Here is a 21,777-nt window from a genome sequence, read left to right on the forward strand (position 1 = left end):
TGCCGAAGACGACACACAGCCCCGTAACTCTTTCGAGTGACCATCGTTGAGAGTGCGGAGGCGGTTGAAGGAACAAGTGCTCGGGCGGGCGTCCGGGACGGTCGACCGCACAGGTGACGATTTCGTACCAGCCTGGAGGCTCAACGTGACGCGCAAGAGCTGCGGAGGACGGCCATGACTTCCGTCCTCGTCTGCGACGACTCCCCGCTTGCCCGAGAGGCGCTGCGCCGCGCGGTGGCGACCGTGCCCGGCGTCGAGCGCGTGACGACGGCCGCCAACGGCGAGGAAGTCCTCCGCCGCTGGGGTGCCGACCGCTCGGACCTGATCCTGATGGACGTGCGCATGCCCGGCCTGGGCGGCGTCGAGACCGTCCGGCGGCTGCTGTCCGCCGACCCCGGGGCGCGCATCATCATGCTCACCGTCGCCGAGGACCTGGACGGCGTGGCCCTCGCGGTCGCCGCCGGTGCCCGCGGCTATCTGCACAAGGACGCCTCGCGCGCCGAGCTGCGCGCCACCGTCACCCAGGCCCTCGCCGACCCGACCTGGCGGCTCGCCCCGCGCCGGCTGCGCTCGGCCGAGATGGGCGCCGCGCCCACGCTCACCGCGCGTGAGATCCAGGTCCTGGAGGGCATGAGCCACGGCCGGTCCAACGCGGAGATCGGCCGCGAGCTGTTCCTCTCCGAGGACACCGTCAAGACCCACGCCCGGCGGCTCTTCAAGAAGCTCGGCGCCTCGGACCGCGCGCACGCCGTGGCGCTCGGCTTCCGGTGGGGCCTGGTCCGCTAGGGCCTGCTGCGAAAGTCCCTTCCCCGGTCTCCGGCCGGGAGGTGCCCCCAGCCGGGCGACGCCATGCACGCACTCTCGCCGCACCGGGCCTTGCGCCAAGTACCTCCAGTACGAGGCCCAGCGCCCGGCACGCCGAGAGCACGCACCTGACGCCGCCCGGCCCGCCCTTCGGGCGGACGACGGGACTGTCGCAGCAGGCCCTAGGGGCACCCGTGCGGTGGAGGCCCGGTGGGGCACCCACGCGATGGACGCGGAAAGGCCCCGTCGGGGGCGTGACATTCCCCGCTTATCGCGAGGTGAGCGGGGGCGACAAGGCGACCCGCCGGGTGCCCGCTGCTCGTTTCGCCGCCGATGCCGCATCCTTGAGGTGTGGAGTTCCTCGGGGACCAGTCGGTCAAGCGGAAGGGGAGGGCGCAGGGGATGAGTTCCGGCGCACCTGCTCATAACGCTTCGGTGCACAACAGCGGGCACGGAGCCACGGATCGGACGGCCGCAAGGCACGATGGACCGATGCGTGACGACGAGGCGCCCCGCGACCAGGGGACGGTCGGTGGGCTCGTCCACCGCGCCGTCGACGGGGACGAGCAGGCCACGCACGACCTGCTCGCCCATGTCCACCCCCTGGCGCTGCGCTACTGCCGTACCCGTCTGTCGCGCCTGCCCGGCGACGCCCGCCACTTCGTCGAGGACCTCGCCCAGGAGGTCTGCGTCGCGGTGCTGCTCGCGCTGCCCCGCTACAAGGACACCGGCCGGCCCTTCGAGGCGTTCGTCTTCGCCATCGCCGCCCACAAGGTCGCCGACCTCCAGCGCGCGGCGATGCGCCACCCCGGCTCGACCGTCGTCCCGTCCGACGAGATGCCCGAGCGGCCGGACGACTCCCTGGGCCCGGAGGAGCGCGCGCTGCTCAACAGCGATGCCGCCTGGGCCAAGAAACTGCTGGCCAACCTGCCCGAGAACCAGCGTGAGCTGCTCCTGCTGCGCATCGCGGTCGGGCTCACGGCCGAGGAGACCGGCCAGATGTTGGGAATGTCACCCGGTGCCGTGCGGGTCGCCCAGCATCGGGCGCTGAGCCGATTGCGGGCGCTGGCGGAGCAGTGATCTCCGCCGGTTGCCGCTGTGAACGGACGGCGGCACCTGTCCGTACAAAACTACGAAGATCGCAGGCCTTCCTGATCGTGGAATGAGCCACGTCCGCTTCCCGTTAGCATGGACATCCGCACCGATCAAGGCCATTTGGGGAAGGTGTCATGACTGCCAACGTCGACGGAGTGCCCGGAAAATTCGCGACACTCGGGCTGACCTACGACGACGTGCTGCTGCTGCCGGGCGCCTCCGCGGTGCTCCCGAACGCGGTCGACACCTCGTCCCGCATCTCCCGCAACGTGCGGGTCAACATCCCGCTGCTCTCGGCGGCGATGGACAAGGTGACCGAATCCCGCATGGCGATCTCCATGGCCCGCCAGGGCGGTGTCGGCGTCCTGCACCGGAACCTGTCCATCGAGGACCAGGCCAACCAGGTCGACCTGGTCAAGCGCTCCGAGTCCGGCATGGTGGCCAACCCCATCACCATCCACCCGGACGCCACCCTCGCCGAGGCCGACGCGCTGTGCGCCAAGTTCCGCATCAGCGGCGTACCCGTCACCGACGAGGCGGGCAGGCTGCTCGGCATCGTCACCAACCGCGACATGGCCTTCGAGAGCGAGCGCTCCCGGCAGGTGCGCGAGGTCATGACGCCGATGCCGCTGGTCACCGGCCAGGTCGGCATCTCCGGCGTCGAGGCCATGGAGCTGCTGCGCCGCCACAAGATCGAGAAGCTTCCGCTGGTCGACGGCGACGGTGTCCTGAAGGGCCTGATCACGGTCAAGGACTTCGTGAAGGCCGAGCAGTACCCGCACGCCGCGAAGGACGCGGAGGGCCGCCTGATCGTCGGCGCCGCCGTGGGTGCCAGCCCCGAGGCGCTCGACCGTGCCCAGGCGCTCGCCGAGGCCGGGGTGGACTTCCTGGTCGTCGACACCTCGCACGGCCACAACAGCAACGCCCTGAGCTGGATGTCGAAGATCAAGTCGAGCGTCGGCATCGACGTCGTCGGCGGCAACGTCGCCACGCGTGACGGTGCCCAGGCGCTGATCGACGCGGGTGTCGACGGCATCAAGGTGGGCGTGGGCCCCGGCTCCATCTGCACCACCCGCGTCGTCGCCGGCATCGGTGTCCCGCAGGTCACGGCGATCTACGAGGCCTCCCTCGCCGCCCGGCCCGCCGGAGTCCCGCTGATCGGCGACGGTGGCCTGCAGTACTCCGGCGACATCGGCAAGGCGCTGGCCGCCGGTGCCGACACGGTGATGCTGGGCAGCCTGCTCGCGGGCTGCGAGGAGTCGCCGGGCGAGCTGCAGTTCATCAACGGCAAGCAGTTCAAGTCGTACCGCGGCATGGGCTCGCTGGGCGCCATGCAGTCCCGCGGCCAGGGCAAGTCGTTCTCGAAGGACCGCTACTTCCAGGCCGAGGTGGCCTCCGACGACAAGCTCGTGCCCGAGGGCATCGAGGGCCAGGTGCCCTACCGCGGCCCGCTGGGCAACGTGCTGCACCAGCTCGTCGGCGGTCTGCGCCAGACCATGGGCTACGTGGGCGCCGGCACCATCGAGGAGATGGAGTCCAAGGGCCGGTTCGTGCGGATCACCTCCGCCGGCCTCAAGGAGAGCCACCCGCACGACATCCAGATGACGGTCGAAGCACCGAACTACAGCCGCAGCAAGTAGGCAGCAGCCTCCCGAGGGCGGCCCCGGACCATCCGGGGCCGCCCTCTGCGGTGCCCCGCCGTGCCCGTCGGGGATACTGGAAGGCGCTGCAACGCATCAGGGAAAGGCCACAGACGTGACTGAGATCGAGATCGGGCGCGGCAAGCGCGGCCGCCGGGCGTACGCCTTCGACGACATCGCCGTCGTCCCCAGCCGCCGTACGCGGGACCCGAAGGAGGTCTCGATCGCCTGGCAGATCGACGCCTACCGCTTCGAGCTGCCGTTCCTGGCCGCTCCCATGGACTCGGTCGTCTCCCCGGCCACCGCCATCCGCATCGGCGAGCTGGGCGGCCTCGGCGTGCTCAACCTCGAAGGGCTCTGGACCCGGCACGAGGACCCGCAGCCGCTGCTCGACGAGATCGCCGGTCTCGACGCGGAGACCGCGACCCGCCGCCTCCAGGAGATCTACGCGGCTCCCATCAAGGAGGAGCTGATCGGGCAGCGCATCAAGGAGGTGCGCGACTCGGGCGTGGTCACCGCCGCCGCGCTCTCCCCGCAGCGCACCGCTCAGTTCTCCAAGGCCGTCGTGGACGCGGGCGTGGACATCTTCGTCATCCGCGGTACGACGGTCTCGGCGGAGCACGTCTCCGGCTCGCACGAGCCGCTGAACCTGAAGCAGTTCATCTACGAGCTGGACGTCCCGGTCATCGTCGGCGGCTGCGCCACCTACACCGCCGCCCTGCACCTGATGCGCACCGGCGCGGCGGGCGTCCTCGTCGGCTTCGGCGGCGGCGCCGCCCACACCACGCGCAACGTGCTGGGCATCCAGGTGCCCATGGCGACGGCGGTGGCGGACGTGGCCGCGGCCCGCCGCGACTACATGGACGAGTCCGGCGGCCGGTACGTGCACGTCATCGCTGACGGCGGCGTCGGCTGGTCCGGCGACCTGCCCAAGGCCATCGCCTGCGGCGCCGACTCCGTCATGATGGGCTCCCCGCTGGCCCGCGCCACCGACGCGCCGGGCAAGGGCAACCACTGGGGCATGGAGGCCGTCAACGAGGAGCTGCCCCGCGGCAAGAAGGTCGACCTCGGCACGGTCGGCACCATAGAGGAGATCCTCACCGGCCCGTCCCACACCCCGGACGGCTCGATGAACTTCTTCGGGGCGCTGCGCCGCGCGATGGCCACGACCGGTTACAGCGAGCTGAAGGAGTTCCAGCGGGTCGAGGTCACCGTGGCGGACTCGCAGCACCGGCGGTAATCACCCGGACGGCGTAGTGAAGGGGCCCGGAGCGGACTGCTCCGGGCCCCTTCGCGTCTGCGGTCCCGCTCAGAGGCTGCGGCGGGAGCTCAGCGGCGGCGGGCGCTCAGAGCCGGTGCGCCGCCCCCGTGGGCGTCGCCCCGCGCGTGTCCAGCAGGAGCTGGGCCTTCACCGACAGGCCCTGGAGGTCGTACGTGCGGTGCTGCTGGAGGAGGATCGTCAGGTCGGCGTCGGCGGCCGCCTCGTAGAGGGAGTCCGCGCGGGGGACCGGGCGCTCCGCGACGTTCCAGGATGGGATGTGCGGGTCGTGGTAGCTGACGGCGGCGCCCAGCCCCATCAGGCGGGTCGCGATCTCCTCGGCCGGGGTGGCCTGCTGGTCGGCGAGGTCGGCCTTGTAGGTGACGCCGAGGAGCAGGACGCGGGCGCCGCGCGCGGACTTGCCGTGCTCGTTGAGGAGGGCGGCGGCGCGCTGGACGACGTAGCGGGGCATCTGCGCGTTGACCCGCTGGGCGACCTCCACCATGCGCAGGCTGTGGGGGGCCTGGCCGGTCAGGTCCTGGGGGACGGAGTGGCCGCCGACGCCGGGGCCGGGGCGGAAGGCCTGGAAGCCGAAGGGCTTGGTCTCGGCGCAGCGCAGCACGTCCCACAGGTCGACGCCGAGGTCGTCGCAGAGGACGGCCATCTCGTTGACGAGGGCGATGTTGACGTGGCGGAAGTTGGTCTCCAGGAGCTGCACCGTCTCAGCCTCCCGGGGGCCTCGCGCGCGGACCACCTTGTCGGTGAGGCGGCCGTAGAAGGCGGCGGCCGACTCGGTGCAGGCCGGGGTGAGGCCGCCGATGACCTTCGGAGTGTTGGCGGGCGTGAAGTCGCGGTTGCCGGGGTCGACGCGGCTGGGGGAGTAGGCGAGGTGGAAGTCGCGGCCCGCGCGCAGCCCGGAGCCCTGCTCCAGGATCGGGCGCAGGAACTCCTCCGTGGTCCCCGGGCGCACCGGCGACTCCAGGATCACCGTGGTGTGCGGGCGCATGTGGGCGGCGAGCGTGCGGGCAGCGGCCTCGACCTGGGTCAGGTCCAGGCCGCCGTCCGGCGCCGGCGGGGTGGGCGCGCAGATGACCGCGGTGCGCACCCGGCCCACCTCGGCCGGTCCCGCGGCGGTGCGGAAGCCCGCCGCGAGCATCCGGCGCAGCTCGGCTGGGGAGAGGGGGCCGGCCTCGGGGCCGGTCTTGTAGCCGAGGGTGGGGATGCCGGCGGCGACGGCGGCCTGGGCCAGGGGCAGGCCGTACGGGCCGAGTCCGATGACGGCGAGATCTGCGGGCATGGCGTGGGCCACCCTTCCCAGTAGCCGAAGCGGGACAGATGCGCAAGCCCGGTGGACAGGACGGGCGAGCACAACGTCAGACTAGGAGTAAATATGACCGATTTGTGGGATTGATCTGCCTCGTTTCGGGTGAGTCTCGACGGTGACCTGCGGGACGTTGTCCACAGGCTGAGGGCGTGCGGCGGCCGATGGCGGGCAGGGCGGACAGAATCTGGGCATGGTGGGTACCAGGAGACGGGCTTCGCCCGACGGGTGCGGCCGACGCGACCACAGCGGGAGGCAGCAGTGAGGACAGCGACACTGGGGCCGGCGCAGCGCGCCGAGTCGCTCGCGGCCATGGCCGAGCGCGAACTGGACGTACTGGTGGTGGGCGCCGGCGTGGTCGGCGCGGGTACCGCGCTGGACGCCGTGACGCGCGGCCTGTCGACCGGCCTGGTCGAGGCGCGGGACTGGGCGTCGGGCACCTCCAGCCGGTCCAGCAAGCTGGTCCACGGCGGCCTGCGCTATCTGGAGATGCTCGACTTCGCGCTCGTCCGGGAGGCGCTGAAGGAGCGCGGCCTGCTGCTCGAACGGCTGGCGCCGCACCTGGTGAAGCCGGTGCCGTTCCTGTACCCCTTGCAGCACAAGGGCTGGGAGCGGCTGTACGCGGGCTCGGGCGTCGCGCTCTACGACGCCATGTCCATGGCCCGCGGCCACGGGCGGGGCCTGCCGATGCACCGTCACCTGAGCCGCTCTCACGCCCTCCGGGTGGCACCCGCCTTGAAGAAGGACGCGCTGGTCGGCGCGCTCCAGTACTACGACGCGCAGATGGACGACGCCCGCTTCGTCGCCACCCTGGTGCGCACGGCCGCGGCGTACGGCGCCCAGGTCGCCAACCGAGCGCGGGTCACCTCCTTCATTCGCGAGGGCGAACGCGTGGTCGGCGCCCGCGTCCAGGACGTCGAGGCGGGCGGGGAGTACGACATCCGCGCCAAGCAGATCGTGAACGCGACCGGGGTGTGGACCGACGACACCCAGTCGATGGTGGGCGAGCGCGGCCAGTTCCACGTCCGGGCGTCCAAGGGCATCCACCTCGTCGTGCCCAAGGACCGCATCCACTCCACCACCGGGCTCATCCTGCGCACCGAGAAGTCCGTGCTGTTCGTCATCCCCTGGGGCCGGCACTGGATCATCGGCACCACGGACACCGACTGGGACCTCGACAAGGCCCACCCGGCCGCCTCCAGCGCGGACATCGACTACCTCCTGGAGCACGTCAACTCGGTGCTGTCGGTGCCCCTCACGCGCGACGACGTCGAGGGCGTCTACGCCGGGCTGCGCCCGCTGCTGGCCGGCGAGTCCGACGCCACCAGCAAGCTCTCGCGCGAGCACACCGTCGCGCACCCGGTGCCCGGCCTGGTCGTCGTGGCGGGCGGCAAGTACACGACGTACCGGGTGATGGCCAAGGACGCCGTGGACGAGGCGGTGCACGGGCTCGACCTGCGGGTCGCCGACAGCGTCACCGAGGAGACCCCGCTGCTCGGCGCCGAGGGGTACCAGGCGCTGTGGAACGCGCGGGCCCGGATCGCCGCGCGCACCGGCCTGCACGTGGTGCGCGTGGAACACCTGCTGAACCGGTACGGGTCGCTGGCCGAGGAGGTGCTGGAACTCGTCGCCGCCGACCCCTCGCTGGGCGAACCGCTGCACGCCGCCGACGACTACCTGCGCGCCGAGGTCGTCTACGCCGCCTCGCACGAGGGCGCTCGGCACCTGGACGACGTCCTCACCCGGCGCACCCGCATCTCCATCGAGACCTTCGACCGCGGGACGCGCAGCGCCCGTGAGGCCGCCGAGCTGATGGCACCGGTGCTGGGCTGGGACACGGACCAGGTCGCACGCGAGGTCCAGCACTACGAGAAGCGGGTCGAGGCGGAGCGGGAGTCGCAGCGCCAGCCGGACGACCTGACGGCCGACGCGGCCCGGCTGGGGGCGCCGGACATCGTGTCCCGGTAGCGTCCGCGGCGGCGGGCCGGACCCTTCGGGCCCGCCGCACGGTCCGTCCCCCGCGCCGCCCGGGCCCCCGTGGCACCCTGGGCGTCGAGCACTTGTCGCGTGAGGGACAATGAAGGCTCTGTCAGGGCGGGTTGCATGAGGGGACGCATGTCGGACGCGGAGCGGGCGGGGACACCCCGTACGGACAAGAGCGCACGTCTCCTCGCCGGGCGTTACCGGCTGGGGGACGTGCTCGGCCGCGGCGGCATGGGGACGGTGTGGCGGGCCCAGGACGAGACCCTGGGACGCACGGTTGCCGTCAAGGAGCTGCGGTTCCCGGGCAACATCGACGAGGAGGAGAAGCGGCGCCTGATCACGCGCACGCTGCGCGAGGCCAAGGCGATCGCGCGGATCCGCAACAACGGCGCCGTCACCGTCTACGACGTGGTCGAGGAGGACGACCGGCCCTGGATCGTGATGGAACTCGTCGAGGGCAAGTCGCTCGCCGAGGCCATCCGTGAGGACGGTCTGCTCGAGCCCAAGCGCGCCGCGGAGGTCGGCCTGGCCGTCCTCGACGTGCTGCGCTCGGCGCACCGCGAGGGCATCCTGCACCGCGACGTGAAGCCGTCCAACGTGCTGATCGCCGAGGACGGCCGGGTCGTGCTCACCGACTTCGGCATCGCGCAGGTCGAGGGCGACCCGTCCATCACCTCCACCGGCATGCTCGTCGGCGCCCCCTCCTACATCTCCCCGGAGCGCGCCCGCGGCCACAAGCCCGGACCGGCCGCCGACCTCTGGTCGCTCGGCGGGCTGCTGTACGCCGCCGTCGAGGGCACCCCGCCCTACGACAGGGGCTCCGCGATCGCGACCCTCACCGCGGTGATGACGGAGAACCTGGAGGAGCCGAAGAACGCCGGCCCGCTGCGGGACGTCATCTACGGGCTGCTCAACAAGGACCCCGCCCACCGGCTCGACGACGCCGGTGCCCGCGCCATGCTGACCAAGGTCATCCACGCGCCCGCCCCCGACGAGATCGATCCGGCCGACGCCACCAAGGTCGTACCGATCCCGCCCCAGCCGGAAGAGCGGACGCGCCGGGGCGGCGCCGGCGGCAAGCGGGCCGAGGAGGCCGGGGAGCGGCTGCGCGGGGCGCTGCGCTCGGTGCGCAAGGCCGCCGTCGGGGCGGGTGCGGCCGGTGCGGCCGCCGCCTCGCGGAGCAGGCAGGGCGGTACGGGCTCCGGGTCCGGCGAGGACCCCGGTTCCACGGGGGCGGGCGCGTCCGGTACCGCCGCGTCCGGTGCCGCCGCGACGGCCGCCGCGACGGGATCGGCGCAGGGTTCGGGCGCCGGCGCGCAGGGCGCGAACGCTCCCGGCGGCAAGCGGAGTTCCGGCTGGCCCGTCGTGCCGCCGCCGGACCTGCCGGCCAGGCCCGTGCCCCGGGCACCGCTCACCGACGTGGTGCCGCGCCGGACGCTGATCGTCATCGCGGTGATCGTGGCGCTCGCCGTGCTCGGCACCGTGCTGGCGCTCACCCTCGGCGGCGACGACGAGAAGGGGGCCGAGGGCGGCAACGGCGGCAAGCCCGTCGCCTCCGCGGGACCGAGCGGCGAGACCAAGCAGGACGACGAGGGCGGCACCGGCACCGACGGCGCCGCCTCCGACCCGGCGACGGACGGTGACGCGAGCGGCACGCCGGACGGCGGCGCGAGCGCCTCCGGCGACGCGGACGGCGGGTCCTCGGACGACGCCGGGAAGTCCTCCGAGGGCGAGGAGGACGTGGCCGCCACCCACAAGGGCGGCCAGGGATACCGCATCGGGCTGCCGGAGGGCTGGAGGTTCGCCTCCACGGGTGCCTCCGGCGACCGGTTCACCGGCCCCGGCGGGCAGAAGCTGCTGGTGGCCTGGACCTCCACGCCCAAGGGCGACCCGGTCGCCGACTGGGAGAACCAGGAGCGGTACATGGTCCGCTCGCAGTACAAGAAGATCCGCATAGAGAAGGTGGGCTACCGGGGCTGGAACACCGCCGACTGGGAGTTCACCTACACCGACGGCGGCACCAAGTACCGCACCGTGGACCGGGGATTCGTCGTCAACGACCACCAGGGCTACGCGCTCATGTACACCGCGAAGGCCGACGACTGGGACGGCGACCTGCGCCGGGACACCTGGCAGACCCTGACGAAGTCCTTCGAACCCAAGTCCTGAGCGGACGGCTCCGGGTTTGAGCGGCCCGATATCTGGCATCAGCTCTTTGCGGGTTGCCTCCGGCACGTATCGTGAGTGCTTGCGGACCGTACGCAGCCGGAACGGCCCGCCGGGCGAACGGAATTGACCGACGGGCTGCCGGGGGTGGCGACGTGGACGACTATGCGGGACGGGTGCTCGCCGACCGCTACCGCCTGCCCCTGCCGCCGTCCGACGAGTACGAACTCACCGAGACCCGGGCCTTCGACACGTACAGCGGTCAGGAAGTCCTGGTCCGGCAGGTCCCGTTGCCGGAGGTCGTCGAGGCCGAGGTGCTCGACGCGGACGGTCTGCCCGACGGCTTCACGGCCCGTGACGGCGGCGTCCGGCACCCCGGCAGGCGATCCTCCGGCGGGAGCACCGGCATCCGGCGGCCGGCCGACCCCGTGGTTCGGCGGGCCGTCGAGGCCGCGCAGGCCGCCGCCGCCGTTCCCGACCACCCGCGCCTCGACCAGGTCTTCGACGTGTTCGCCGAGGGCGGGTCGCTGTGGATCGTCAGCGAGCTGGTCGCCGCGAGGCCGCTGGCCGCGCTCCTCGCCGAGCAGACGCTGACGCCGTACCGCGCGGCGGAGGTGGCCTCCGACATCCTGCTGGCGCTGCGGGTGCTGCACACGTACGGCTGGGTGCACCGCAACATCACCGCGCGCACCGTGCTGGTCTGCGACGACGGGCGGGTGATGCTGACCGGCCTGGCGGTCGGGGCCGCCGAGGAGGCGCTGTGCGGGTACGACCCCGTCCCGCCGCCCGACGAGGACCCCGCCCCCGGCCCGCTCGACCCCAACGGAACCTTCGGCCCCGGGGGCGGTGTGCCCGGGCCGGGCGGCGCCGGGCCCGGATTGCCGGGGCCGGTCGGAGCGCGGGCCGGAATCCTGGGTTCCGGTGACTCCGGAATCCTCGGCCCCGGTGACGCCGACCCGGAGGCCGCCCGGCGGGCCGCCATCGAGGCCCGGGGCGTCGGCGGGCTGCCGGTGCCCGGGGCCGTGGGACCGGGCGCACCCGCCGGGCTCGCGCCCGCTCAGCTCGACACCAGCGGCGACATCCGCGCCGCCCGCGCCGGCGCGATCGCCGCGTACCGCGCCGGGGCCCGTGCCGCCGCCCGCGTCCAGGAGGCCCAGAACGGCCGCGCCGCCCTCCCGGGGGCCCGCCCCGCCCCCGACGACACGACGGGGCCACCCGGCCAGGGCGCCGACACCGGCCGACCCGGCGGCTACCCCGCCTCCGGCGCCGAGGCGGGCCGGCCGCCGCATGCGGACGCCGGTCCCGGATCCGCCCACGGCGCCGAGCGAGTCGGCCCGCCCGCCGAGGACGCCGGGCACGGCGCCGCCGTACCGCCCGGGCAGATCGCCGACCCCTACGGCGTCCGCCCGACCTCCTGGCACGGTGCCACGCCCCGCACCGGAGGCGACCCGGCATCCGCCCCGCCCCGTCTCGGCGGTGACCCGGCGACCCCCGCACCCCCCCTCGGCGGTGACCCCGCGACCTCCGCACCCCGCCTCACCGGTGACCCGGCACCCCCCGCCCCCCGCCTCCCCGGCGATCCGGCCGCATCCGGCCGCGCCCTGCCCCCCGCCCCCCGGCCGGGGGACACCGCCGGGTACGCCGTCCCGGCGCAGGAGGGTGGGCCGGTGACCTCCGGGCGCTGGGACGACCTCGTCGCCCGTACCGCCGCGCCGCGCGGGCCCGCCACCGCGCTCGCCGCCGAGCGGGCCCGGCAGACGCGGATGGCCGTGGTCGGCCCGGTGACCGAGCGGTGGGCGCCCGAGCAGGCCGGGCCGGTGCACGAGAACTGGCAGCTGGCCGCGCCCATCGGCCCCGCCACCGACCTGTGGGCGCTGGGCGCGCTGCTCTACCGCGCCGTACAGGGGCACGCGCCCTACCCGGAGGAGTCCACCGCCGAGCTGGTGCAGATCGTGTGCGCGGAGCCCCCGGCGTTCGCCGAGGAGTGCGGCCCGCTGCGGCCGGTCGTGGAGTCGCTGCTGCGTCAGGACCCCACCGAGCGCATCGACTTCGAGGAACTGAGCGGCTGGCTGCGCTCCCTCGTGCGCTCCGCGCCCGAGCCCGAAGCCGGCTTGCACGTCATCTCGGCCCCGCCCGCCGAGACCGGCCGCAGCCGGCTGCCGATCGTGCGCCGCCGCGGCGAACTGGTGCGCCGGCGCCGGGCCGGACTGCCCGCGCACCACGGCCGCCACAAGCGGGGCCGCGCGGAACCCGACCGCTCGCCGCGCAGCCTCGGCCGGACCCTGCTCCTGCTGATACTGCTCGCCCTCGCCGGAGCCGTCGCGTACGCCATGTTCTTCCTGCCGAAGAGCGACACGCGCGACTCCGGCGCCGCCGACCGCACCGGCACCGCCGGCGACGCGAGCCAGGCGCCGCCCGCCGGGTCACCGGACGTCAGCAGCGAGCCGCGACCCGAGCAGACGTCCCCGGGGACCACCCCCGGCGACTCGGAGACCGACGGCGGCTCCACCGAGACCCAGTCGAACGTCGCCGACGGGTTCACCCTGCGCAAGGACCCGGAGGGCTTCCGCGTCGCCGTCGCCGAGGACTGGACCCGCACCCCCCGCAACGGCAGCGGCCAGGTCGTGTACGGCAAGGGCGGCTTCGAGCTGCTGGTCGTGCCCGGCCGCGACCGCACCTCCGAGTTCGGCGACGACCCGATGGTCTACCAGCGCGACGGCGAGCCCGAGTTGGCCCCCTACCGCGCCTCCAGCTGGGCCACCTCCAGCGGGCTGAAGACCATCGAGGTCGGCGGACGGACCATGGCGGAGGGCCAGTTCACCTGGACCGGTGCAGGCGGCGAGCTGTTCGTGCGCAACGTCGCCATCCTGATCGACGGCCGCTACCACGTGGTGCAGGTGCGGGGACCGGAGGCCGAGCGGGACGAGGTGAGCCGACTGTTCGAACAGGCCTCGGCGACCTACCAGTACACGCGCTGACCGCAGTTCGCCCCGATGGTTGCCTCCCGTCACGGAAAGCGACAACCGTCACAGAGCGGTTTCCATGCGACCCCACCCGTTCCCCGAGAGGGGACCGGTCCCTAGTCTGACCCTGACAAGACCATTGCGGGGCAACGTGAATCAGATGCAGGGCCGGCTCGTCGCGGGCCGTTACCGGCTCGGGGACGCCATCGGCAGCGGCGGCATGGGCCGGGTGTGGCGCGCACACGACGAGGTACTGAACCGGACCGTCGCCATCAAGGAGTTGACCGCCGCGCTCTACGTCTCCGAGAGCGACCAGGCGATCCTCCTGGCACGCACCCGGGGCGAGGCGCGCGCGGCGGCGCGGATCAACCACTCGGCCGTCGTCACCGTGCACGACGTACTCGAACACGACGGCCGGCCCTGGATCGTGATGGAGCTGGTCGAGGGCCGCTCGCTGGCCGACGCGGTCAAGGAGGAGGAGCGGGTCGAGTCGCGCGAGGCGGCCCGTATCGGCCTGTGGGTGCTGCGCGCCCTGCGCGCCGCGCACACCGCCGGCGTCCTGCACCGCGACGTCAAACCCGGCAACGTCCTGCTCGCCGACGACGGCCGCGTCCTGCTCACCGACTTCGGCATCGCGCAGATCGAGGGCGACACCACCATCACCCGGACCGGCGAGGTCGTCGGCTCCGTCGACTACCTCGCCCCCGAGCGCGTGCGCGGCCACGACCCCGGCCCCGCCTCCGACCTGTGGGCGCTCGGGGCGACGCTGTACACGGCGGTGGAGGGCAGATCGCCGTTCCGCCGCACCTCACCGCTCACCACCATGCAGGCCGTGGTCGAGGAGGAGGCCACCGAGCCCCGGTACGCCGGTCCGCTCGCGCCGGTCATCAGCGCCCTGCTCCGCAAGGACCCGGAGACGCGGCCCGACGCGACCGAGGCCGAGTACCTGCTCGCCCAGGCGGCCGAGGGACGGCGGCCGGACGCGGCCCAGGCGTACGTGCCGACCACCCGGCACACGGGCCCGGTGCGGCAGGGCGACACCCTGCACCACGGGACGCCGGGCACGCCCAGCGCGACGCCGTACCCGCCGGTGACCGGGCCCACCGCGGCCGTCGGCCACCCCGCGACGGGCCACACGGCACAGGCGTACGGGACGGGTACGGTGCCGCCGGGCACCGTACCGCCGGGCCACCCGCACACCGCGCCCTCCGGAGCCCCCGGCCCCCGGCGCCGTCGGCAGGGCCGGCTGCGCACCGTCGCTTTGGTCGTCGCCGTCGCCGCCCTCATCGGCGCGGGCACCGCCGTCCTGCTGCAACAGCGCGACGGCGGCGGCACCGAGGCCGGCCCGGAGCCCACCGCGCCCACGTCCTCCTCGCCCTCGGGGTCCCCCACCAACGACAAGGGCTCCGGCGGATCCGTCCCGGACAACTGGAAACGCCGCGACGACCCGTTGGGTTTCAGCCTCTACCTGCCCAAGAACTGGCAGCGGGAGGCCTTCGACGGCGAGGGCGAACTCAAGCAGGCCGACTACAGCCCCGACGGCGGCAAGCGCCTCCTGCGCGTCTCCGTCGACACGGCCCCCGACTACAACGACCCGCACGCGCACCAGCTCGATCTGGAGGTCCAGCTCCAGCGGCTGGTCGACTACCGGCGCGTCACCCTGGAGCGCGGCAGCTACCGCGACCGCGACAGCGCCAGGTGGGAGTACACCTGGACCGCGCTGGCCAAGGACACCCCCTTCCCCGGCCCGCGCCGCGCCGTCGCGCACACGCACATCTCCCGCGACGGCGTCGAGTACGCCCTCAACATGTCGGGCCCCGCGGACGACTGGCCCACCACCGAGCGGCAGTTCAGGTCGGTGCTGCAGAGCTGGCAGGAGCGGACGGGCTGAGACCCGCACCGCGCGACGCCGGACACCGGCCGGGAGCCGCCCCAACGGCGCCCGCGCACCCGTCGGTTGTCGGCCACCCGGGTGGCCGCGACGCGGAGGCGCCGCGTCCGGTGGGGCATCATGGGACGCATGGTGACCGAGGGGGCCGGCGGGCGTGTCATCGCGGGCCGATACCGGCTCCATGAGCGGCTCGGCAGCGGCGGCATGGGCATCGTGTGGCGGGCCACCGACCAACTGCTCGCCCGCGAGGTGGCCGTGAAGGCGCTGCCCCTCGACGAGACCCTGTCCGCCGCCGAGGCCCGGCGGCGCCGCGAGCGCACCCTGCGCGAGGCCCGCGCGGTCGCGCAGCTGCGGCATCCGCACGTCATCGTCGTGCACGACGTCGTCGAGGACGACGCCCGCGCGTACATGGTCATGGAACTCGTCGACGGCGGCTCGCTCGCGGACCGCGTCGTCGCCCGCGGCCTCGTCGGCCCCCGCGAGGCCGCCCGGATCGGCATCGCCCTGCTCGACGCCCTGCGCACCGCGCACGCGGCCGGCGTCCTGCACCGGGACGTGAAGCCGTCCAACGTGCTGATCGCCGAGGACGGCCGGGTCGTCCTCACCGACTTCGGCGTCGCCCAGGTCGCGGGCGCCACCACCCTCACCGAGAGCGGCTCCTTCGTCGGCTCGCCCGAGTACACCGCGCCGGAGCGGATGTCCGGCGCCGGGACCGGACCGGAGTCCGACCTGTGGTCCCTGGGCGTCCTGCTCTGCGCGATCCTCAGCGGCGCCTCCCCCTTCCACCGCGACTCGCTCGGTGGCGTCCTGCACGCCGTGGTCACCGAGGAGATCCACCCGCCCGCCCAGACCGGACCGCTCCTCCCCGTCGTCCTGGGCCTCCTCGAACGCGATCCGCGACGGCGGCTGGACGCGGCGGAGGCGGACCGGATGCTGCGCCTCTACCTCAGCACCGGCCGCACGCCCGCGACGACGGCGGCCCGCGAGTCCCGGCGGATGAAGCGGAGCGTGCTCATGGCGGTGCTGCTGGCCGTCGCGGCGTCCGGCGCGGGCATCTCGGCGGCGGTGCTGCTGGTGGACGGCGACGACGGCGGGGGCGGCGCCCCGACCAGCTCGGCGCCCGCGACACCGACGACGGATCCCGCGTCCCCCTCGGTGTCCCCGTCCGGCGCTCCGTCCGCCCACGAGTCCCCCGCATCACACCTAAAGGGGAGATAAGCGGCAGCGTGCGTCACGGGTCTGTGACCACCGTGCACCCGCGGTGGATATGGACGCGTCCGGCGCGATATGGATGAACCCATGAGCAGCAACGGGGGACCCCGCAGGGGATCGGACGAGCCGACGAGTTTTGGCCTGCAGCCACCGAACCGGCCCGTCGCCGTGCCGCATCCCGGCAACCCGTACGCGGCACCCACCCAGGTCGTACCGCAGCCGGTGTCACCTTCCGCCCAGACCCCGGTCGGGCAGGCCCCGTCCGCGCAGCCCCCGTCCGCGCAGGACCCGGGTGCCGGGCGCCTGATCGCGGGCCGCTACCGGCTGCTGGCCAAGCTGGGGCACGGCGGCATGGGCACGGTGTGGCGGGCGAAGGACGAGACCGTGGACCGCGAGGTGGCCGTCAAGGAGCCCCGCGTACCCGACCACCTTCCCGAGCGCGAACGGGACAACGCCTTCGAGCGGATGCGTCGCGAGGCCCGCGCCGCCGCCCGGCTCGACCACCCCGGCGTGGTCAACGTGCACGACGTGGCGGTCGTCGACGGCCGGCCGTGGATCGTGATGGAGCTGGTGCGGGGCCGCTCGCTGGGCGACGCGTTGCAGGAGGGCACACTGGGCGCCCGCGAGGCCGCCCGGATCGGCCTGGAGGTGCTCGGCGCGCTGGAGGCCGCGCACGCGGCCGGCATCCTGCACCGGGACGTGAAGCCGGACAACGTGCTGCTCGGCCGGCACGACCGGGTCGTCCTCACCGACTTCGGCATCGCCCAGATCGAGGGCGAGACCAACCTGACCGACACCGGCGGCTTCGTCGGCTCGCCCGAGTACATCGCCCCGGAGCGGGTGCTGGGCCAGCGCCCCGGTCCGGCGAGCGACCTGTGGTCGCTGGGCGTGGTGCTGTACGCGGCGACGGAGGGCGTCTCGCCGTTCCGCCGCAGCAACACCCCCGCCACGCTCCAGTCGGTGCTCAACGCCACCCCCGCGCCGCCCGCCGCCGCGCAGGGCCCGCTGGCCGAGGTGATCACGGCGCTGCTGGACAAGGACCCGGCGCGCCGCCCGGACGCCGCCCGGGTGCGCGGCCTGCTGGACGCCGCCGCCAACCCGCCCGCGCCACCGCCCACCCAGGTCGTGCGCGTCGCCGCGGGGGACCGACCGTCGGGGCCGGGGTCCCGGTGGAGCGTCCGGCTGGGCCGCAACGCCTGGATCACCCTCGGCGCAGCGGTCGTCGCGGCGGCGGTGGCGTCGTACCTGGTGGTCGCGGACCCCTTCGCGGGGCCGCTGCCCGAGGGCTGGAAGGAGCAGAGGCTCGACGCCAAGCTCGGGATGAGCGTCGGCCTGCCCGCCGAGTTCGTGAAGCAGAAGCACCCCGTCGGCTGGGACGGCACCAACGAGACGTTCACCGACCCAAGCGGAGCGGTCAGCGTCCTCGTCGACCGCGACATCAAGGCCGACGACAAGACGGGCGAGATCCCCGAGACGGCGATGGCGGGCGCCTGGGCAGACTGGGAGACCTTCAAGGACGGCGAGTACTCCTACGGCTTCGCCGACGACCCCGCCCCCAAGGGCGAGCCGAGCGAGACCGAGTCCCAGGGCGGCAAGGCGGCCCAGAACACCATCGAGTACGTGACCACGGACTCGCAGAACCCCCGGCCGCGCGAGTTCCACATCCTGTACTACCGGGCGGGCAACGGCGACATGTACAAGGTGTCGATCGACTACCCGCGCAAGGGCTACTTCGCCGACGAGGGAAAGGAGATCGCCCGCACGGTCGTCGCCAACTGGACGGTCGCAAAGCCCTGATCAGCGGGTTTGTGCCAGCGATCACTGGCGTCATGTGAGCACTCGGTGAATCCCCGTTACCGACGGGTACACAAAGGCCTCGCGGCGTCATACCCTGCGGCTCATGACGGACGCGCAGGCCCCGGAACTCACCGGCACGAACCCCCTCGCCCCCTACCCGGAGGGCGCCCGCACCGCTGCCGACGTGGTCACGCCCGAGCTGGTCGCCCAGCTCACCAAGGGCGTGGCCGGCTCCGGCCGCACCGCCAACCACACCCCGTTCACCGGCGAGAAGCTCGCCGACCTGCCCGAGTCCACGCCCGAGGACGTGGCCGGCGCCTTCGAGCAGGCCCGCGCCGCCCAGGCCGTGTGGGCGCGCGTTCCGGTCCGGCAGCGTGCCGCGGTCCTGCTGCGCTTCCACGACCTGGTCCTGGAGCGCCAGGCCGAGGTCCTCGACCTCATCCAGCTGGAGACCGGCAAGGCCCGCCTGCACGCCCACGAGGAGGTCCAGGCCGTCGCCGTCGCCGCCCGGCACTACGGCCGCAAGGCGCCCGCGTACCTGCGGCCCAAGCGGCACACCGGCGCCGTGCCGACCCTGACGAAGGTGACCGAACTGCGCCACCCCCGTGGCGTCGTCGGCCAGATCGTCCCGTGGAACTACCCGTTCGAGCTGTCCGTCGGCGACGCCCTGCCCGCCCTCGTCGCGGGCAACGCGGTCGTGATGAAGCCGGACACCGAGTCCTGCCTGACCGCGCTGTGGGCCCGTGACCTGCTGATCGAGGCGGGGCTGCCGGCCGACGTCCTCCAGGCGGTCATCGGAGTCGGCCCGGTCATCGGACCCGAGGTCGTCAAGCACGGCGACTACGTGTCCTTCACCGGCTCCACCCGCACCGGCCGCGAGGTCGCGACCGTCGCCGCGGACCGGTTGGTCGGCGTCTCGCTGGAGCTCGGCGGCAAGAACGCCATGCTGGTCCTGGACGACGCGGACATCGAGAAGGCGGCGGCGGGCGCCGTGCGCGCGTGCTTCTCCTCCGCCGGCCAGCTGTGCGTCTCCATCGAGCGGCTCTACGTCCACGAGTCGGTCGCCGACGCCTTCCTCGACCGCTTCGCCGCCCGCACCCGCGCGATGCGGCTGGGCAGTGCCCTGGCGTACGGCGCAGACATGGGGTCGCTGGTCAGCGGTCACCAGCTGGAGACCGTCAAGCGGCATGTGGAGGACGCCGTCGCCAAGGGGGCGCGGATCGTCGCCGGCGGTGTGGCCCGGCCGGACGTCGGCCCGTACTTCTACGAGCCCACGATCCTCGACGGTGTCACGGACGCCATGACCCTGTGCTGCGAGGAGACCTTCGGCCCGGTGGTCTCCGTGTACCGCTTCTCCGACGTGGACGAGGTCGTCGACCGCGCCAACGCCACGCCGTACGGCCTGAACTCGTCGGTCTGGACCACGAACGCCCGCCGGGGCCGCGAGGTCGCCGCCCGCCTGCGCACCGGCACGGTCAACATCAACGAGGGCTACGCCTCCGCCTACGGCAGCGTGCAGTCGCCGATGGGCGGCATGAAGGAGTCCGGGCTCGGCCGCCGGCACGGCTCCGAGGGCATCCTCAAGTACACCGAGTCGCAGACCGTCGCCCACCAGCGCCTGCTGCCGATGGCCCCCTCGCTGGGCATGGACGACGAGAAGTACGCGGCCTTCATGAGCCGCAGCCTCCGCCTGATGAAGGCATTCCGGTTCCGGTAACCCACCCTTTCCTGGGGCCGCGGGGCTGTATCGACATGCGGCCCCGCCGCCCGGGCGCGAGAACCACCGACGGCCCGCACGCGAAACTCGACGAGGAGACACCCGTGCCTCAAGACGCCTACGACTACGACGTCCTGATAGTCGGCTCCGGCTTCGGCGGATCCGTCTCCGCCCTCCGCCTCACGGAGAAGGGCTACCGCGTCGGCGTCCTGGAAGCCGGCCGCCGCTTCACCCGCACCACCCTCCCCAAGAACTCCTGGGACCTGAAGAACTACCTCTGGGCGCCGAAGCTCGGCATGTTCGGCATCCAGCGCATCCACCTGCTCGGCAATGTCATGGTCCTGGCAGGCGCCGGCGTCGGCGGCGGTTCCCTCAACTACGCCAACACCCTCTACGTGCCGCCGAAACCGTTCTTCGAGGACCCCCAGTGGCGTGACATCACCGACTGGCACGATGAGCTGACGCCGTACTACGACCAGGCCCGCCGCATGCTCGGGGTCCGGCTGAACCCGACGATGACCCCGTCCGACGTGCACCTGAAGGCCGCCGCCGAGCGGATGGGCGTCGGAGACAGCTTCCACATGGCGCCGGTCGGCGTGTTCTTCGGCGACGGCGAGGACGCGGACGGCAGGGCGAAGGCGGAGCCGGGTGGGACGGTGTCCGACCCCTACTTCGGCGGCGCGGGCCCCGACCGCAAGGCCTGCAACGAGTGCGGCGAGTGCATGACGGGCTGTCGGCACGGCGCGAAGAACACCCTCAACGAGAACTACCTGTACCTCGCCGAGAAGGCGGGCGCGGTCGTGCACCCGATGACGACGGTCGTCTCGGTCACCGAGGACTCGCGCGGCGGCTTCGCGGTCGAGACCCTCCCCACCGACCGGCAGAAGAAGGACGCGGGCCGCACCTTCACGGCCCGCCGGGTCGTCCTGGCCGCCGGCACCTACGGCACCCAGACCCTGCTGCACCGCATGAAGGCGAACGGCCAGCTCGCCCACCTGTCCGACAAGCTCGGCGAGCTGACCCGCACCAACTCCGAGGCGCTGGTCGGCGCCCAGACCGACGACCGCCGCTACCGCAAGGCCACCGGCGAGTCCCGCGCCGACTTCACGCGCGGCGTCGCCATCACGTCCTCGATCCACCCGGACGCCAACACCCACATCGAGCCGGTCCGCTACGGCAAGGGCTCCAACTCGATGGGCGGCCTGTCGATCCTCCAGGTCCCCTACGCCGGGCACACCGCCTCGGGCGCCTCCCGCGTCCTGGGCTTCCTCGGCCACGCGGCCAAGCACCCGCTGCTGGTCCTGCGCTCCCTGTCCAACCGCAAGTGGTCGGAGCGGACCATCATCGGCCTGGTCATGCAGTCGCTGGACAACTCCCTGACCACGCACCTGAAACCGACGGGCGTCGGCAAGGGCCTGCTCACCGCGCGCCAGGGCCACGGCTCGCCCAACCCCAAGCAGATCAAGGCCGCCACCGAGGGTGCCTCCGCGCTCGCCGCCGAGATCAACGGCTTCGCCGGCTCCAACGTCGGGGAGCTGATGGGCACCCCGCTCACCGCCCACTTCCTCGGCGGCTGCCCGATCGGCGCCTCCCGCGAGACCGGCGTCATAGACCCGTACCACCGGCTCTACGGCCACCCCGGCATCTCGGTCGTCGACGGCGCCGCGGTCTCCGCCAACCTGGGCGTCAATCCGTCCCTGACCATCACGGCGCAGGCCGAGCGGGCGATGTCGTACTGGCCGAACAAGGGCGAGAGCGACCCGCGTCCCGCCCAGGGGACCGCGTACGAGCGGCTGGCGCCGGTCGAGCCCAAGTCCCCGGCGGTCCCGGCGGAGGCATTCGGCGCGCTGCGTCTGCCCTTCCTGGGCATACCGGCGGTACCGCCGAAGAAGAGCTGAGGAAGAGGAGCCGAGGAAGAGGTGAGAGGGAC

General features: G+C 73.4%; 13 protein-coding genes. 12 read left to right on the plus strand and 1 reads right to left on the minus strand.

Annotated features, from left to right (window positions below; translation table 11 throughout):
• The first annotated feature begins 174 nt into the window (after window positions 1-174).
• The 4 genes from OIE75_RS22985 (at window position 175) to OIE75_RS23000 (ending at window position 4,779) form a co-directional block, all read left to right on the plus strand.
• Entirely contained in the window at window positions 175-786 is a 612-nt protein-coding gene (locus tag OIE75_RS22985; RefSeq protein ID WP_003948568.1) for a response regulator transcription factor, read from the plus strand.
• Between the two features lie 510 nt (window positions 787-1,296).
• Window positions 1,297-1,884, plus strand: coding sequence for a sigma-70 family RNA polymerase sigma factor (locus OIE75_RS22990; RefSeq protein ID WP_064729392.1), 588 nt, complete (start codon window positions 1,297-1,299; stop codon window positions 1,882-1,884).
• A gap of 149 nt (window positions 1,885-2,033) precedes the next feature.
• Window positions 2,034-3,539, plus strand: a complete 1,506-nt coding sequence (gene guaB / locus OIE75_RS22995) for an IMP dehydrogenase (protein ID WP_329471997.1) — start codon at window positions 2,034-2,036, stop codon at window positions 3,537-3,539.
• Between the two features lie 115 nt (window positions 3,540-3,654).
• A complete protein-coding gene (locus OIE75_RS23000; RefSeq protein WP_114530049.1) occupies window positions 3,655-4,779 on the plus strand; it encodes a GuaB3 family IMP dehydrogenase-related protein in 1,125 nt (374 codons plus the stop codon).
• Between the two features lie 106 nt (window positions 4,780-4,885).
• Here the strand turns inward: OIE75_RS23000 and OIE75_RS23005 are convergent, their stop codons facing one another.
• Window positions 4,886-6,094, minus strand: coding sequence for a nucleotide sugar dehydrogenase (locus OIE75_RS23005; RefSeq protein ID WP_122615802.1), 1,209 nt, complete (start codon window positions 6,092-6,094; stop codon window positions 4,886-4,888).
• 285 nt (window positions 6,095-6,379) lie between these two features.
• On the opposite strand from OIE75_RS23005, the gene OIE75_RS23010 reads away from it, so the two are divergent.
• The 8 genes from OIE75_RS23010 (at window position 6,380) to OIE75_RS23045 (ending at window position 21,745) form a co-directional block, all read left to right on the plus strand.
• The gene (locus tag OIE75_RS23010) at window positions 6,380-8,086 is read left to right on the plus strand and encodes a glycerol-3-phosphate dehydrogenase/oxidase (protein ID WP_307014645.1); all 1,707 of its coding nucleotides are present in this window, start codon (window positions 6,380-6,382) and stop codon (window positions 8,084-8,086) included.
• Window positions 8,087-8,233: 147 nt separating this feature from the next.
• Complete coding sequence (locus OIE75_RS23015) at window positions 8,234-10,270, plus strand: protein kinase domain-containing protein (RefSeq protein ID WP_329474036.1); 2,037 nt, start codon at window positions 8,234-8,236, stop codon at window positions 10,268-10,270.
• Between the two features lie 152 nt (window positions 10,271-10,422).
• Complete coding sequence (locus OIE75_RS23020) at window positions 10,423-13,245, plus strand: protein kinase (protein WP_329471998.1); 2,823 nt, start codon at window positions 10,423-10,425, stop codon at window positions 13,243-13,245.
• 145 nt (window positions 13,246-13,390) lie between these two features.
• The gene (locus OIE75_RS23025) at window positions 13,391-15,121 is read left to right on the plus strand and encodes a serine/threonine-protein kinase (protein ID WP_329471999.1); all 1,731 of its coding nucleotides are present in this window, start codon (window positions 13,391-13,393) and stop codon (window positions 15,119-15,121) included.
• Window positions 15,122-15,241: 120 nt separating this feature from the next.
• Entirely contained in the window at window positions 15,242-16,339 is a 1,098-nt protein-coding gene (locus OIE75_RS23030; protein ID WP_329472000.1) for a serine/threonine-protein kinase, read from the plus strand.
• 81 nt (window positions 16,340-16,420) lie between these two features.
• Entirely contained in the window at window positions 16,421-18,130 is a 1,710-nt protein-coding gene (locus OIE75_RS23035; protein WP_329472001.1) for a serine/threonine-protein kinase, read from the plus strand.
• A 103-nt stretch (window positions 18,131-18,233) separates the two neighbouring features.
• Window positions 18,234-19,847 (plus strand): succinic semialdehyde dehydrogenase, encoded by a 1,614-nt coding sequence (locus OIE75_RS23040; RefSeq protein ID WP_307014651.1) that lies wholly within the window; start codon window positions 18,234-18,236, stop codon window positions 19,845-19,847.
• Window positions 19,848-19,951: 104 nt separating this feature from the next.
• On the plus strand, window positions 19,952-21,745 hold the full coding sequence (locus OIE75_RS23045; RefSeq protein ID WP_329472002.1) for a GMC family oxidoreductase: 1,794 nt from the start codon (window positions 19,952-19,954) through the stop codon (window positions 21,743-21,745).
• Window positions 21,746-21,777: the final 32 nt, after the last annotated feature.

It is taken from the genome of Streptomyces sp. NBC_01723, assembly GCF_036246005.1.
In the GTDB taxonomy this organism is placed as follows: Bacteria; Actinomycetota; Actinomycetes; order Streptomycetales; family Streptomycetaceae; genus Streptomyces.

What these genes read in the sequence shown, in the direction of transcription:
- OIE75_RS22985 (WP_003948568.1), top strand. Translation starts at nt 175, where the DNA reads ATGACTTCCGTCCTCGTCTGCGACGACTCCCCGCTTGCCCGAGAGGCG.
- OIE75_RS22990 (WP_064729392.1), top strand. Translation starts at nt 1,297, where the DNA reads ATGCGTGACGACGAGGCGCCCCGCGACCAGGGGACGGTCGGTGGGCTC.
- guaB (WP_329471997.1), top strand. Translation starts at nt 2,034, where the DNA reads ATGACTGCCAACGTCGACGGAGTGCCCGGAAAATTCGCGACACTCGGG.
- OIE75_RS23005 (WP_122615802.1), bottom strand. Translation starts at nt 6,094, where the DNA reads ATGCCCGCAGATCTCGCCGTCATCGGACTCGGCCCGTACGGCCTGCCC.
- OIE75_RS23015 (WP_329474036.1), top strand. Translation starts at nt 8,234, where the DNA reads ATGTCGGACGCGGAGCGGGCGGGGACACCCCGTACGGACAAGAGCGCA.
- OIE75_RS23025 (WP_329471999.1), top strand. Translation starts at nt 13,391, where the DNA reads ATGCAGGGCCGGCTCGTCGCGGGCCGTTACCGGCTCGGGGACGCCATC.
- OIE75_RS23030 (WP_329472000.1), top strand. Translation starts at nt 15,242, where the DNA reads ATGGGACGCATGGTGACCGAGGGGGCCGGCGGGCGTGTCATCGCGGGC.
- OIE75_RS23035 (WP_329472001.1), top strand. Translation starts at nt 16,421, where the DNA reads ATGAGCAGCAACGGGGGACCCCGCAGGGGATCGGACGAGCCGACGAGT.
- OIE75_RS23040 (WP_307014651.1), top strand. Translation starts at nt 18,234, where the DNA reads ATGACGGACGCGCAGGCCCCGGAACTCACCGGCACGAACCCCCTCGCC.